The organism is Bacillus sp. GW823-FHT06A11, assembly GCF_058795355.1.
The window spans coordinates 643,782-658,821 of the sequence record NZ_JBXAHS010000001.1 but is presented as its reverse complement, the minus strand read 5'-3'; the positions used below and the strand labels follow the sequence as shown (position 1 = coordinate 658,821).

Sequence of the window (15,040 nt, the reverse complement as noted above, 5' to 3'; positions counted from 1 at the left end):
GTTACCTCTAGGAGATATCTTCATCTAGATAGGATAATATAAACATGAAAAAAGATTGGTAAAGTGGAAACATGTTTGTTTATTGGCAAAATGAATAAAAAGATAGCCCTCTTGCAGATAAATGTAGGGGGTATTTTTGAGCAGTAATTTCGTATCCATGTGTGCGTAAAAATCTTTTCGTTATCGCTCCCTTTGATAGAATCCATGTTCATATAGTTTTTTTTACCCAATTTTTTAAAAATTAAATTTTACGACTTGATAATTCGTTTGAAATGATTTAATCTTATATCAAATGATATGTTTATCTATCAAAAATAACTTTATAAAGAGAAAGGAGTGATTGAGAATGTTAAACGCCACATTGATGGAAAGCCTTTAGGTGCAGCAACATTGAAAAGATTGGGAAGAAATGAGTGAGCTTTCACAATAAAGAACTCTATAATTTGTTGTAGTGTTTGATACCTTCGATTAGATTTTTTGAAAAAAAACCAATATTATTTGAATCAAAGTTTAGAAAGTAAATATATGAGTAGTAGAAAAAATCCATTAGTTGTTATCATGTCTTGATGAAAAATGTAAAAAATAGGAAAGAGAAATTCTGAGAAAACCTGTTCAGAAAGTATGGTATGAAAGCAGGTTAGTGAGGGGAATTCAAAACCAATTTGATAAAAGCGAGGTAAATAATATGACTTTTGAAGAAAAATTACAAGCATATGCAGAACTTACGGTGAAAATCGGTGTCAATATTCAACCAGGGCAATACTTATTAGTCAATACATCAGTAGATACATTGGATTTCGCCCGTATAGTTGTCAAAGAGGCTTATAAGGCTGGGGCAGGGCGTGTTCATGTTAATTTTTCGGATGAAGAAATGGAACGTGCGTACTTTGATCATGCCTCAGATGAAGAATTTAATCGCTTCCCAGAGTGGATAGTTAAAATGAATGATGAGCTAATCGAACGTAAAGGAGCACTATTAATGATAGATGCTACAGATCCTGATAAATTTACAGGTATTTCATCTGATCGTCTAGTTACCTATCAAAAGGTAGCAGGAGCTGCTCTGAGAAACAATCGCAACGCCGTAATGAAGGATTCAATAGCTTGGTCGATGGTAGCAGTTCCTTCACCAAAGTGGGCATCGAAGGTGTTCCCGGATTTAGCAGCTGAGGATCAAGTACCAGCATTATGGGAGGCTATTTTTAAAGCTGTTCGTATTGGTGAAGGCAATGCTATTGAAAAATGGCGTGAACATGTAGAGAATTTAGAATCTCGTGCGGTCCTACTGAACAATAAAAAATATATGAAGCTTCACTATACAGCGCCAGGAACTGATTTAACAATTGCATTAGCACCACAGCATAAATGGATTACTGGAGGTGGTAAAACTCCTGATGATACTATCTTTATGGCTAATATGCCGACAGAAGAGGTGTATACGTTACCGATGAAACAAGGGGTAAATGGCTATGTAAGTAATACAAAACCATTAATTTATCAAGGAAATATTATTGACGGCTTTAAACTTACATTTGAAGAAGGAAAAATTGTTAAAGCTGAAGCACAGGTAGGACATGATTTATTACAGGAGCTTATTAATGTGGATGAAGGCTCTTGCTATTTAGGTGAAGTAGCACTTGTACCACATGAATCACCAATTTCAGCATCGGGAATTTTATATTTTAATACATTGTTTGATGAAAATGCATCGAATCATTTAGCGATTGGTAAAGCTTATCCAACTTGCTTAGAGGGTGGAAGAGATTTAGAAAACGATCAGCTTGAAACGTTAGGTGCAAATATTTCAGTAACACATGAGGACTTTATGATTGGTAGCAGAGAGATGGACATCGACGGTATTCTATCAGATGGAACTGTAGAACCAATTTTCCGTAAAGGTAGCTGGGCATTTTAAGTTTTTAATTTGAATAAAGGAGTAGAGTGGATGAAACGATTAGCATAATCGGTGCAACTATATAGGTGTTTCATCTGCTTTTGCTCAAACTGAAAACTACCTCTTTAATTAGAAGTAAAATGCATGCAAAGGAGATATGCCAATGAATTTCTGGGAAGTTGTTTTGATAGTTTTGAATTTTAGTCTATTAAGTTGGATACTGTTAGTAGGAAGAGAAACGAAAAAGTGGTCTAAATTAGCTACTTTGGTTGCCGTTGTAATGGTTACAGTTCAGCTATTGGCAGAAGGTTTTAGATGGCAGATGATTCCGGCATATGTATCCCCAGTTATCTTAATTTTATGCTATTTATTAACGGTGCGGAAAAAGGGCTTTAGAAGTTGGGGTATATTCATAGTTAAGGCTTCGTTGCTATGTATCTATTTGTCTGTAGCAGTTGCGCTACCCTTACTTATGCCAGTATTTTCATTTGAAGAACCAACTGGCCCACATAGGGTCGGTACGAAGGTATATCATTGGATTGATCATCAGAGAAATGAACCATATTCGAAAAATCCAACCGATCGGCGCGAACTGATGGTGCAAATTTGGTATCCTGCAGCTGAAAAAAGCAAGGGGGATCCAGAACCTTATATTCGTAACATAAATGAGCTCTCCAAGGGATTGGAAAAAACATTGTCCATTCCTGCATTTGCATTCAGCCACATGGAATTGGTAAAGTCTCATTCGTTTATGGATTTACAACTCTCAGACTCAGAGAATCACTATCCCATATTACTTTTCTCTCATGGTTTTAATGGTTTTCGTAATCAAAACACGTTTCAAGTTGAGGAGTTGGCTAGTCAAGGGTACATTGTTCTAAGTATCGATCATACCTTTGATGCTGCAGCTACCGTCTTTCCAGATGGTCGAACTGCTTACGTACAGCCCATCAATTTAACTGATGAAGGGGATAGTCACATAAAATTATGGGAGGAAGATGTCAGCTTTGTCCTTAATCAGATAGAAAAACTTAACCAAAATGATGAGACCGGCTTCTTTACAGGAAGACTGGATACATCGCGAATTGGAATGTTTGGCCACTCTTACGGTGGAGCTACCGCAACACAAATACTTGCAAAAGATTCTCGTGTCAAAGCAGCTATCAATATGGATGGTACATTGTATGGAGAATTTTTTCCTGAAAGTGGAATTGGAAAACCGTTTCTGCTCATGAGTGCAGAAGAGCCTGATGAAGCAGATCCCTATGAAGTGAGGGAGCGATACGGACGTGGGTTAGCTGGTGGTGGTATGTCAATGCTCATTCCTCATACGGATCATACAAGCTTCACTGATTTACATTTGTTCTCCCCTGTGTTGCAGAGCCCAGGTGAAAATCCAAAGGAAGTTCATCGTATTATCAACGAATTCAGTCTGGCATTTTTTGACCAGTATGTAAAACAGAAGGATGACGGCTCCACCCTTAAAAGGCTGATGACCAAATACCCGGAAGTGAATTTTAAGGAAAACCGATAACTTTATGCAGAAAGTAACTTCATTATAAAATATTCAGTAATTAAATGAAGTGCAAACGGATTTAATAAAAGTAGAAAAATTACTGTAATTATTAATTCGCCATGAAAAATCCAGATAAGGTAATCATTTTCTCTACTAAGAAAGCGATTCGTACCATTTCCTTTGGCTTTTGTATTTATTACATTAAAGAATTTAATTTCTTCATCGTTATCTAAATAATGAAATGCTAAAAATGAAACATTCAAAGTACTATCAGTTTCAGTAATATAATTCTTTTTGAAAAGCTACATTCAGCAGCTGGACACTTTATTTTAAATTGTTTATTATAATATCAAATGATATATTCATCTATCAAAAATGACGACTTTATACAGAAAAAGGAGAGATTGACGATGAAGAAAGACTTGTCAGCGTTGAAGGAAGCGAGATTTAATGCAATTCTTGATTCGGCTACTATATTGCTTGTTGAAAATCCTACTGCTTCGATGAATGAAATTGCGGAATATGCGGGAATTGGAATTGCTACACTCCATCGCTACGTCGAAAGCAGGGAGAAATTGATGCTGTTCTTGGGCCATCGGGCTATCCAACTGGTAAGTGATACTGTAAACCAGATTCCACTGGATGAGGAAAGAAGTGAAAACTATATCCCGGAACTCATTGAAGCGTTAATCCCTTTAGGTGACAAAATCTATTTTCTAGGTCATGATGCATCTGTATTTAACAACAAAGAATTAGGTGAAGCAGAAGAGAAGCTGAGGGAACCCTTACGACGCGTTATTGAACTGTTACAACAAAGAGGTTACTTTCAGCAAACGGTTAGTAGCGAATGGATTTTAAATACGCTTTATGCTCTGCTTTTCCATACCTGGGAACAGGTACATGAAGGAAATGTGGCTAAAAAATCTGCCGCAGAGCTTGTTTTAAATACATTTTATTATGGTTTCAAAGCTAAGGATGAGTTGAGAGGAGAGTGAACTGATTTAAATCTATGATAATTAATATCAATAATATAGAAAGTGAAAAGGAGCAATAGAAAATGAATCAAATCTCTATTGTAAAGGCTGTTCATCAGTCCATGGTCGGCGCCCAGCTAAATGTAATGGCATTGGAATACATGGCGTTTCCGCTTGCAGGATCTGAGGAGAAGAACACAGTCGAAGGGATATTTTGTAGGCTATGGCGGCAGGGGAACAACCGTTTTAGTCATCAATACGCCTATGAAGCTCAAATGGACGGGAAAACTTTAGGGATGATTACTTGCTATCCCATACCCGTCTTAAATCGTCTTGCCTGGCCCACTTTGAAACAACTGCTTTCGTTCCGAAAGCTGGGGTTTGTTGTTTATAACATTCTGAATATCAAAATGCTTTATTCCATGTTTACCTTGAAGGAGGGAGAAGATGACGAGTTTCACATCGGAACAATTGCCTTACTGCCCGAAAGTCGAGGACTAGGGATAGGTACCAGACTACTTGAGTTTGCCGAGGAACAAGCTTCGCTGCAAGGCTTTTCCAAATGCTCTCTGACAGTAAAGAAAGAGAACCAACTTGCAATTAAATTGTATCAGAGGATAGGCTACCAGATTACAGGTGAAATCAATAAACCAAAGTTATCGTTGTACAGAATGGTCAAAAACGTAGAACCTTACAACCGTTTATAAAAAAGTTGTACAGTATTAGGGTAACGCCACATGCCCATAAACTTAAGGATTCAAAATTACCCCAAATCGAAAAAATGGACTTTTTGCACAAGTTAACACAAGATTTTTAGCTTGATAGTGATGGGGCCTCTATATAAAAAAACACAGTTTACACTCAAACTGTGTTTTTCGACGTACAATGATTTATCAACATCTCTTTATTCTTTAAAATCTGCAACAGAACCAGGATTCCCCCTCAAAGTATAAATTCGAAGGGGAACCGTTTTTTTATTTACTTATATACGTACAGCTGTACCACTGACAGCAACCATTAACATTCCATCACGAACAACTTCGTAATCTACGTCAATACCAACGATAGCGTTCGCACCTTTTTCTTTTGCAAGTTCTTTCATTTCGCCCATTGCAATATCACGAGCGTCTTTTAGCTTACTTTCATAAGCACCAACACGGCCACCGACAACATCACGAACGGAAGCGAATACATCGCGGACAATATTTGCACCCATAATAGCTTCACCATTTACAATATCAATATACTCAATAATCTCTTTACCTTGAATTCCAGAAGTTGTTGTTACAATCATGACTGACACTCTCCTAATATATTATAATTTTTGATTAGCTTTCTTATGCCATAGAAAAAGTATTTTTGGCACTAGAAACAAGTCTAGTTTCTTACAGAATGAAACCAAGGCAATTGTTTAACATGTGTATCGCTATAACATATGCAATGGATCTTTTAGAAATAAGATAAGCCGCAGTAAGTATCAACGATCCAGGTAAATAAATAGCAATATCCGAAAGTTGGTTCGTATGAAGAAGTGTAAAAATCATAATCGAAATGATAGATGCAATAGCAGTACCAATATGGTAAGAAAAACGATTTATTAATATGTGGCGAAACACAATTTCTTCAAGTATTGGACCCAGAATACCAAATACAAGCAATGTAAATACAAGAGGTACCTCTGCACCAGTTTCAAGGAGCTGCTCTTGGTTCTCTGGTTGACCAGTTGCTAGAAAATACATAACACACTGTTCCACAATTAACGTAAATAAAACTACCATAGGAATACTTACTATTTTCAAAATTGTCTTCTCTTTAAAATAAGTAAAACTTTCAATAATTTCTTTCCTAAAGCAAATGATTCCTACAATAGCAGGTACAGTAAAACCGATGGCACTAAGAACAAATTCTGATTCAACTAAATTGACATTAGCTAAAAGTGATATGCCAAATAGTATGTACAAGCCAATTTGAAATGGTACAAACAGTGTAAAGATTATTAGCATAATGATTTCTTTTTTATTCATTTTTATAAAGTTCACTGTATTGCCCCCATAATTAAATTACCTATAATTTTTGATTTTTCTTTCTGCATAACGCTCTCCTTCTAAATATATTTATATAAGATTCTAAACCGGACGGTTCGGTCCGAATCGAAATCTAATGATACTACAAGTTTCTAGTTTTTTAAACCCTTTTTATAAAGTATTAACAAAATCAAAATGGAAAAAAGCAAATATATTTATATTTCAGTTGCTTTGTTACAATTTAATTCCAGTAATCATTAATGGTTAATCTTTTATAGAATGAAGTGAAAGTGGGGGTAGTTCAAACAATTTAGCTAAACATATTAATAAAAATTATATATAATAATCATATGTCTATACGTTAAAATTAACTATATATTTTTACAACTCTACGATTTTAGATAAAATTAGTTGTATAATATGACTGAATTAAACAATTGGTCATGTTATTTTGACAGAAAATTCACTTAAGTTATATAGGTAATACAATTTGATTAACTTCTTTTCAAACTGTATTGTTTGAGGTTTCCATAAGATAGGAATTGATAAGATATTTCTGTTCCAAACTTATTTATACTTACAAAAAAATTAAGAAAATAGAGGGTAAACATTACCTAGAATATTAGGATCGTTTTCATTAGGAGGATTACAAAGCATGACTAAAGTTGATAAGGTTAAAGAAAAAATTATTGAAACATCTTTATATTTATTTAATACTAATGGGATAACTCGCACATCCATCCAGGATATAATGACAGCTACTGAACTACCTAAAGGATCTATTTATCGTAGATTCAAAAGTAAAGAAGAAATTGTCCTTGCTGCCTACGACAAAAGTGGTGAGATTATGTGGAGTCATTTTCATAAAGCAATGGAAAATAAAAAGACAGCAATTGATAAAATCCTTGCAATTTTCCTTGTATATCAAGATGCAGCTAATAATCCTCCTATTGCTGGAGGCTGTCCATTACTTAATAGTGCCATTGAAAGTACTGGAGTATTTCCAGAATTACAAAAAGCAGCAGCAAAAGGTTATGATGATACAGTAATGTTAATGGCTTCTCTCATAAAAGAAGGAATAGAGAAACAAGAATTTAAAGAAGATGTAGACATTATATCACTCGCTTCCTTTCTTGCATCTTCAATGGAGGGGGCTATTATGGCAAGTCGAGTATCTAACGATAATATACACCATCATTATTTTATTGAACAAATAAAACATCATCTTTTCTCCTATTCTAAATAAGTGAGAACTTGCATTGCTTTCATTTAACTTTTATAGACTTAAATTGAATAAACACCCCTCATAAACAGTATCTTCTGTTTATGAGGGGTGTTTGAATAGTTTTTAGACGATGGTTTATGTTTCTTATTGAACGGTTTCATTGTATATAATAAGTGGAATAAAAGTTCAGTTAGATAAAATTCGGTAGTCGAATTTTTTTGCATAAAGCTGTATAATGCTTGTAACGAAAGGGAAATACAGGAAGGGATTTGTAATGAGTTACTATGGAAAAAGATAAACAACAATTAAGCGTTGAAGTTGCAAGATTATATTATCAATCAGATTATAGTCAGCAAGAAATTGCTAACAAATTAAATATTTCAAGACCGACGATTTCTAGATTGTTAAAGTACGCGAAAGAAAAAGGGTTTGTTCAAATTAGCATCGCCGATCCATTTGCGGATTTAGATAACGTTGGGAATTTACTGAAAGAAAAGTACAACTTGTTAGAGGCACATGTTGTGTTTTCTCCAGTACCGGAATATGCAACGATTACAGAGTATATAAGTAAATATGCTGCTGAGTATATGGAAAAGACGGTTAAAAACGGTGATATTGTTGGTGTAAGCTGGGGAATGACGATGTATGAAATTGCTAGAAAAATCGTACCGCAACATGTAAAAGGGGTAGAGGTTGTCCAGCTAAAAGGTGGCATTAGTCATTCGAGTGTAAATACATATGCGAATGAGACGATAGCTTTATTTGCAGATGCTTTTCAAACGACGCCAAGAAATCTACCTCTTCCAGTTATATTTGATAATGCAGTGACAAAAGAATTAGTAGAGCAGGATCGACATATTCATCACATTATCGAAATGGGGAAACAAGCGAATATTGCAGTTTTCACTGTAGGAACAGTGCGAGACGAAGCGCTGTTATTCCGATTAGGTTATTTCGATAAGGATGAAACAAGTTTACTCAAAAAACAATCAGTCGGTGACATTTGTTCACGTTTCTTTGATGGAGACGGAAATATTAGTAGCGAAGAGATTAATCAGCGTACAATTGGAATTGAGTTAGAGGAACTGAAATTAAAGAAACGCTCTATTTTAGTTGCAGGTGGTAATAGAAAAATAAAAGCAATTGATGGTGCGTTACGTGGCGGGTATGCAAATGTATTAATTATCGATCAGCATACAGCAAAAGAACTGTTACATTATCAAAAAGGTTAGAAATAAAAGGAGTTCTCAAAATGTTAATTTTGAGAACTCCTTTTATTTTGTTATGTATGAATGATAGGAGTCTTTTTTGAACACAAATTGCCTTTTTAAAAATAATTATGGATATGGAGATACATACTACCATTGTTAACATAGAAAATTTGATTATATATGAAGTGTTCTTTGTTAGAATGCGCTTTATTTACTACAAGAAAATGCCTTTTAAAAAAGAATGAACAAAATTTCAAAAGTGTATTTACATTTGTTCAACTAAGAGTTAGAATGAAGTTGTTAAAAGATATGAGGAGTGAAGATAATGAACATTGCAAAGTTAATTGACCATACAATTTTAAAAGCTAATACTACTAAAGAAGATGTTATGAAAGTAATCGAAGAAGCAAAGGAATATAAATTCGCTTCTGTTTGTATTAACCCAACATGGGTAAAATTAGCGGCTGATGAACTAGCTGGACATGATGTAGACGTTTGTACTGTAATCGGTTTCCCATTAGGAGCAAGCACTACTGAAACAAAAGCATTTGAAACAAAAGATGCTATCGCAAAAGGTGCAACTGAAGTTGATATGGTAATCAACGTAGGCGCTTTAAAAGATGGTGATAACGAATTTGTTGAAAAAGACATTTATGAAGTAGTACAAGCAGCAAAAGGAAAAGCTCTTGTAAAAGTAATCATTGAAACTTGCCTATTAACAGATGAAGAGAAAGTACGTGCTTGTGAATTATCAGTAAAAGCTGGTGCTGATTTCGTAAAAACTTCAACTGGATTCTCAACTGGCGGAGCAACTGCTGAAGATATCGCATTAATGCGTAAAACAGTAGGACCAAACGTTGGTGTAAAAGCATCTGGCGGTGTTCGTACACGTGAAGATGCAGACAAAATGGTAGCTGCTGGAGCTTCTCGCGTTGGAGCAAGTGCTAGTGTTGCAATCGTATTAAATGATGCAAAAGGTGCTACAGATAACTACTAATCGATAAAAGCTTAAAGCAATAGATATACGTTTAAAGTATATCTATTGCTTTAATAATTGAAAAAAATGTAAGCGGATACGAATGGGAGGAAACGGCTTATGAAATACTTAATCGGTGTTTTTGGCCTCGTATTGATTTTAGGTATCGCTTGGCTTGCTAGTAATGATAGAAAGAAAGTCAAATATCGTCCAATCATAACGATGGTTATATTACAATTCATTTTGGGGTTTCTATTATTAAATACAAGTGTAGGGAATATATTAATTAGCGGAATAGCAGATGGTTTTGGAGAGCTATTAAAATATGCCGCTGACGGTGTGAATTTCGTATTTGGTGGATTAGTAAATCAAAAAGAGTTTTCGTTCTTTTTAAGTGTATTAATGCCAATCGTATTTATATCAGCCTTAATAGGTATTTTGCAACATATTAAAGTATTACCTATTATTGTAAAATCTATCGGTCTAGCATTAAGTAAAGTAAATGGAATGGGGAAACTAGAATCATATAACGCTGTTGCATCTGCGATTTTAGGACAATCTGAAGTATTTATTTCAGTTAAGAAACAACTAGGGTTATTGCCAGAGAAAAGAATGTATACATTATGTGCATCAGCAATGTCTACAGTTTCTATGTCTATCGTTGGATCATATATGGTGTTATTAAAACCACAATATGTTGTAACCGCTTTAGTGCTTAACTTATTCGGTGGTTTCATCATTGCTTCTATCATTAACCCATATGAAGTTACTGAGGAAGAAGATATGTTAGAAGTACAAGAAGAAGAGAAGAAGACCTTCTTTGAAGTATTAGGGGAATACATTATTGATGGATTTAAAGTTGCGATTACAGTAGCAGCTATGTTAGTCGGTTTCGTTGCTCTTATCGCATTCATTAATGCAGTATTTAAAGGTGTAATCGGTATTTCATTCCAAGAAATTCTTGGTTATGCATTTGCACCATTTGCATTTATTATGGGTGTACCTTGGCATGAAGCAGTTAATGCCGGAAATATTATGGCAACAAAATTAGTATCAAATGAATTTGTCGCTATGACAGATTTAGCACAAGGAAACTTTAATTTCTCAGATAGAACGACAGCGATTATCTCTGTATTCTTAGTTTCATTTGCAAACTTCTCTTCAATTGGGATTATTGCAGGGGCAGTTAAGAGCTTAAATGAAAAGCAAGGGAATGTAGTCGCAAGATTTGGTTTGAAATTACTATTCGGTGCAACATTAGTAAGTTTCTTATCAGCAACAATCGTTGGCTTATTATTTTAATAGATTTATATAATATAAAAAGGAATGGTGATTGTAATGAGAATGGTAGATATTATTGCAAAAAAACGTGACGGCAAAGAATTAACGACTGAAGAAATCAAATTCTTTATTAATGGATATACAGACGGAAGTATTCCTGATTATCAAGTGAGTGCGCTTGCAATGGCAATCTTCTTTAAAGATATGACAGATCGCGAACGTGCAGATTTAACGATGGCGATGGTTGAGTCTGGAGAAACGATCGACTTATCAGCAATTGAAGGAATTAAAGTAGACAAACATTCAACTGGCGGTGTTGGTGATACAACAACATTAGTATTAGGACCGTTAGTAGCTGCTTTAGATGTACCAGTAGCAAAAATGTCTGGTCGTGGTTTAGGACATACAGGCGGAACAATTGATAAATTAGAAGCGGTAGAAGGATTCCACGTTGAAATTACGAAAGAACAATTCATTGATATTGTAAACCGTGACAAAGTAGCTGTTATTGGACAAACAGGAAACTTAACACCTGCAGATAAAAAGATTTATGCATTACGCGACGTAACAGGAACTGTTAACTCAATTCCTTTAATCGCAAGTTCAATTATGAGTAAAAAAATTGCAGCTGGTGCTGACGCAATCGTACTTGATGTAAAAACAGGTGCTGGTGCATTTATGAAAACAGAAGAAGATGCAAAAGAATTAGCACATGCAATGGTACGTATCGGAAATAACGTAGGACGTCAAACAATGGCAGTTATTTCAGATATGTCACAACCTCTTGGATTTGCGATTGGTAATGCTCTAGAAGTGAAAGAAGCGATTGATACGTTAAAAGGTGAAGGTCCAGAAGATTTAACAGAATTAGTACTTGTATTAGGAAGTCAAATGGTCGTACTTGCGAAAAAAGCAAATACGTTAGAAGAAGCTCGTGAAATGCTAATTGAAGTGATGAAAAACGGAAAAGCAACTGCGAAATTTAAAGAGTTCTTAAGCAATCAAGGCGGAGATAGCTCAATTGTAGACAATCCAGAAAAAATGCCACAAGCGAAGTATGTAATTGATGTACCTGCAAAAACTTCAGGTGTTATTTCTAACATTGTTGCAGATGAGATTGGTATTGCAGCTATGTTACTTGGTGCAGGTCGTGCAACGAAGGAAGATGAAATCGATTTAGCAGTAGGATTAATGTTACGTAAAAAAGTTGGCGATGCAGTAAAAGAAGGCGAGCCGTTCGTAACAATCTACGCAAATCGTGAAAATGTAGAAGATGTAAAAGCAAAAATTTATGAGAACATCTCTATCGCTGAAACAGCAGTGGCTCCTAAATTAGTTCATACAGTTATTACTGACTAATGATCATTTCATTTACTTTGAGGGGGAAATAATATGGATAAGAAAAAATATATTGAAGAAGCAAACAAGATGTTATCGAAAGCGTATATTCCGTATTCTAAATTTCCTGTTGGCGCAGCGTTAGTTACGAAAGAAGGGAAAATCTATACTGGTTGTAATATAGAAAATGCTTCTTATGGTTTATGTAACTGTGCAGAAAGAACAGCAATATTTAAAGCGGTATCAGAAGGGGAGCGCGATTTTAGTTACTTAGTTATTACAGGAGAAACTGATGGACCGATTTCACCATGTGGTGCGTGTAGACAAGTAATTGCTGAATTCTGTGATCCGAAAATGCCTGTATTACTAACGAATGTAAAAGGTGATGAAAAAGAAGTGACTGTTGAGCAATTACTTCCAGGTGCTTTCACAATTGACGATTTAAAATAAGTTAAAAAGCCATTTTGCAATTATTAATTGCAGAATGGCTTTTTTGTTCATATTCCGTTCATAAACTTTGCGTAAAATGATTGCAGCGAATATGGAAAGTTTACAGCAGGAGGAATATAATGAAGAAATTCTATAATGCGGCATGTAGTTACTTATTGGTTTATGATTTTGCTAAAAAAGTCATTTAAATAGATAGGAGTGGAAAGTATGATAGCACTTTTATCAAGTGTCATAGCGGTTTGTATGGCTGTTGGGGTAATGTTTCTACGTTTTAAAGCAGCGAAAAAGCCGGTAACGAAAAAGAAAATTATATTACCACCAATTTTTATGAGTACAGGCGCGATGATGTACTTTTTACCAGATTTTCGATTAACATCGTTAGAAATAGTCGAGGCAATTAGTATAGGGATTATTTTCTCTATTTTTCTTATTAAAACAACTAAGTTCGAAATAAAAGGCGAACATATATTTATGAAACCGTCTAAAGCATTCATATTCATTTTAGTAGGCTTATTAGCTGTACGCGTGGCATTAAAGTCATATTTAAGCCAATCAATTGATTTGGCAGAGTTAAGCGGCATGTTTTTCTTACTAGCATTTGCGATGATTGTGTCGTGGAGAATTGCGATGTATCGCTCGTTTACTAAATTAGAAAAGACAATAAACAGAGCTGGAATTTCTATATAGGAAATCCAGCTCTGTTTATGTTTTATTGAAATTCTTTAGCGCGGAACTCATTTGCTTAATTTTAAACGTATTTGAGCATCTTGTAATGCAACTGGTGTAACGTTAAGACCATTCGAATCAACAATTTTTGTATTTAATAAAATGGAATCTAGGCTTCCACGAAATGTTTCTGTATAGTTTTGACGTAACATTTGTTGTTCTTGTTTTTCATCAACTGTTAATCCAGATGTTCTTTCTTTTTTTGATAATTCATTAATACGGAATAAAATGTTTTGCATTTGTTTTCACCTCTAGTTAGAATTAATTACATTAGTTACTTACTAATGTATAGTTATTTTAACCTATCTTTCATTAAGTGTCAACGTCTATAAAAATTTCTTTTTTGTAAGAGCATGGAGTGAAAAAGGATGTGAATAACTTAATGATACTTGAAATAGAAAAGACGTTAATATACAATACCGTAGTAGGGTATAAAATTAGTTGTTTTACATTATGAAAGAAATGAGCACAAAGGAGTATGTAATAATGAATGCAGTAATTTCAAAGAAAGAAACAATCATCTCATATACGATTGCTATTTTATTTATTTTAGCCATGGTAACAGCGGGTGTGTTATTAAATGATCCGGAAGTTATTCTGCCGGAAATAGCAGCGATGGCAATTGCTTTATGGGCGTATCGTGAGCCAGGATGGTTAAGGCAACCAGAAAAAATCTTCATTGCACCTTCAATAACAGCTGTGATTGGTTTTATGGTGAATCAAATGGATATTGCTTATTTAGGGAAAGTAAGTTTAACGCTTGTATTCATGATGCTTTTTTTACGTGTAATTCAATCCAATTTAGCACCATCTATTGCGACAGGTTTATTACCATTAGTAACAAATGCGACGGAATGGTCATTTGTTATCGCGGTATTCGCTTTAACATTTATTTTAATGGTTGGTGTTCTTATATTTAAATTGAATAACGGTATTAAGCGAAAAGTGCAAATACAGTATAAATATATGACTGTATTTCTCATACTAAATTTCGTATGGATTAGTTTATGTTGGATAACTGGTTATGAACAATTAGCAGTTATTCCACCAATATTAGTTGTTGTATATGAATCACTTCAAAAGCCGATGTACAATGAAAAAATGGCTTTTAAACAAATAGTAGTATTAACTACATCTGCAACTGTTGGAACAATATTGTACTTTGCGATTGATTCATGGATTGTAGTCACTTTATTAAATATGATATTAATGCTTATTTTATTAAAAATTGCTGGTGTACGTATTCTAGCAGTGTATGCATTTCCATTATTGCCGCTCGTATTTCCAGATGGAATGATAAAGATGTTACCAGTAGCTTCATTTGTTGCGGGAGTATTTTTATTTGGTGCAGTACTACTGTATAAAAAGTGGGAGATGAAGCAAAAGGGCATGGCAATGTAGATAGAGTAAAGATAGCTTTTAATT

Annotated in this window: 15 protein-coding genes; 12 read left to right on the top strand and 3 right to left on the bottom strand. The window is 34.5% G+C overall.

Annotated elements, in window-relative coordinates; all coding sequences use genetic code 11:
- Window positions 1-685: 685 nt before the first annotated feature.
- The 4 genes from AC1Q8L_RS03155 to AC1Q8L_RS03140 all read left to right on the top strand — a co-directional run bounded on the left by AC1Q8L_RS03155 (window position 686) and on the right by AC1Q8L_RS03140 (window position 5,091).
- Complete coding sequence (locus AC1Q8L_RS03155) at window positions 686-1,915, top strand: aminopeptidase (protein ID WP_000141976.1); 1,230 nt, start codon at window positions 686-688, stop codon at window positions 1,913-1,915.
- Window positions 1,916-2,057: 142 nt separating this feature from the next.
- On the top strand, window positions 2,058-3,428 hold the full coding sequence (locus AC1Q8L_RS03150; RefSeq protein WP_001012289.1) for an alpha/beta hydrolase family protein: 1,371 nt from the start codon (window positions 2,058-2,060) through the stop codon (window positions 3,426-3,428).
- 392 nt (window positions 3,429-3,820) lie between these two features.
- Entirely contained in the window at window positions 3,821-4,405 is a 585-nt protein-coding gene (locus tag AC1Q8L_RS03145; protein WP_000710980.1) for a TetR/AcrR family transcriptional regulator, read from the top strand.
- A gap of 62 nt (window positions 4,406-4,467) precedes the next feature.
- Complete coding sequence (locus tag AC1Q8L_RS03140) at window positions 4,468-5,091, top strand: GNAT family N-acetyltransferase (protein ID WP_016513017.1); 624 nt, start codon at window positions 4,468-4,470, stop codon at window positions 5,089-5,091.
- Between the two features lie 275 nt (window positions 5,092-5,366).
- Here AC1Q8L_RS03140 and AC1Q8L_RS03135 read toward each other — a convergent pair whose 3' ends face one another.
- A complete protein-coding gene (locus AC1Q8L_RS03135) occupies window positions 5,367-5,678 on the bottom strand; it encodes a heavy metal-binding domain-containing protein (RefSeq protein ID WP_000637518.1) in 312 nt (103 codons plus the stop codon).
- 91 nt (window positions 5,679-5,769) lie between these two features.
- The gene (locus AC1Q8L_RS03130) at window positions 5,770-6,423 is read right to left on the bottom strand and encodes a CPBP family intramembrane glutamic endopeptidase (RefSeq protein WP_001009301.1); all 654 of its coding nucleotides are present in this window, start codon (window positions 6,421-6,423) and stop codon (window positions 5,770-5,772) included.
- A gap of 640 nt (window positions 6,424-7,063) precedes the next feature.
- Between AC1Q8L_RS03130 and AC1Q8L_RS03125 the strand changes: the two genes are divergently transcribed.
- The 7 genes from AC1Q8L_RS03125 (at window position 7,064) to AC1Q8L_RS03095 (ending at window position 13,576) form a co-directional block, all read left to right on the top strand.
- Window positions 7,064-7,654, top strand: coding sequence for a TetR/AcrR family transcriptional regulator (locus AC1Q8L_RS03125; protein WP_000169649.1), 591 nt, complete (start codon window positions 7,064-7,066; stop codon window positions 7,652-7,654).
- Window positions 7,655-7,917: 263 nt separating this feature from the next.
- Window positions 7,918-8,865, top strand: a complete 948-nt coding sequence (gene deoR, locus AC1Q8L_RS03120) for a DNA-binding transcriptional repressor DeoR (RefSeq protein ID WP_000409787.1) — start codon at window positions 7,918-7,920, stop codon at window positions 8,863-8,865.
- Window positions 8,866-9,169: 304 nt separating this feature from the next.
- Window positions 9,170-9,841, top strand: a complete 672-nt coding sequence (deoC, locus tag AC1Q8L_RS03115) for a deoxyribose-phosphate aldolase (protein ID WP_001017440.1) — start codon at window positions 9,170-9,172, stop codon at window positions 9,839-9,841.
- Window positions 9,842-9,940: 99 nt separating this feature from the next.
- Window positions 9,941-11,122 (top strand): NupC/NupG family nucleoside CNT transporter, encoded by a 1,182-nt coding sequence (locus tag AC1Q8L_RS03110; protein ID WP_000876188.1) that lies wholly within the window; start codon window positions 9,941-9,943, stop codon window positions 11,120-11,122.
- Between the two features lie 36 nt (window positions 11,123-11,158).
- Entirely contained in the window at window positions 11,159-12,460 is a 1,302-nt protein-coding gene (locus AC1Q8L_RS03105) for a pyrimidine-nucleoside phosphorylase (RefSeq protein WP_002093946.1), read from the top strand.
- Window positions 12,461-12,493: 33 nt separating this feature from the next.
- Window positions 12,494-12,889 (top strand): cytidine deaminase, encoded by a 396-nt coding sequence (locus tag AC1Q8L_RS03100; RefSeq protein ID WP_000358533.1) that lies wholly within the window; start codon window positions 12,494-12,496, stop codon window positions 12,887-12,889.
- Between the two features lie 207 nt (window positions 12,890-13,096).
- Window positions 13,097-13,576 (top strand): CcdC family protein, encoded by a 480-nt coding sequence (locus AC1Q8L_RS03095; RefSeq protein ID WP_000561069.1) that lies wholly within the window; start codon window positions 13,097-13,099, stop codon window positions 13,574-13,576.
- Between the two features lie 47 nt (window positions 13,577-13,623).
- On the opposite strand, the gene AC1Q8L_RS03090 is transcribed toward AC1Q8L_RS03095, so the two are convergent.
- Window positions 13,624-13,854, bottom strand: coding sequence for a DUF896 domain-containing protein (locus AC1Q8L_RS03090; protein ID WP_001179618.1), 231 nt, complete (start codon window positions 13,852-13,854; stop codon window positions 13,624-13,626).
- Between the two features lie 247 nt (window positions 13,855-14,101).
- On the opposite strand from AC1Q8L_RS03090, the gene AC1Q8L_RS03085 reads away from it, so the two are divergent.
- Window positions 14,102-15,016 (top strand): membrane protein, encoded by a 915-nt coding sequence (locus AC1Q8L_RS03085; RefSeq protein ID WP_000994722.1) that lies wholly within the window; start codon window positions 14,102-14,104, stop codon window positions 15,014-15,016.
- Window positions 15,017-15,040 lie beyond the last annotated feature (24 nt).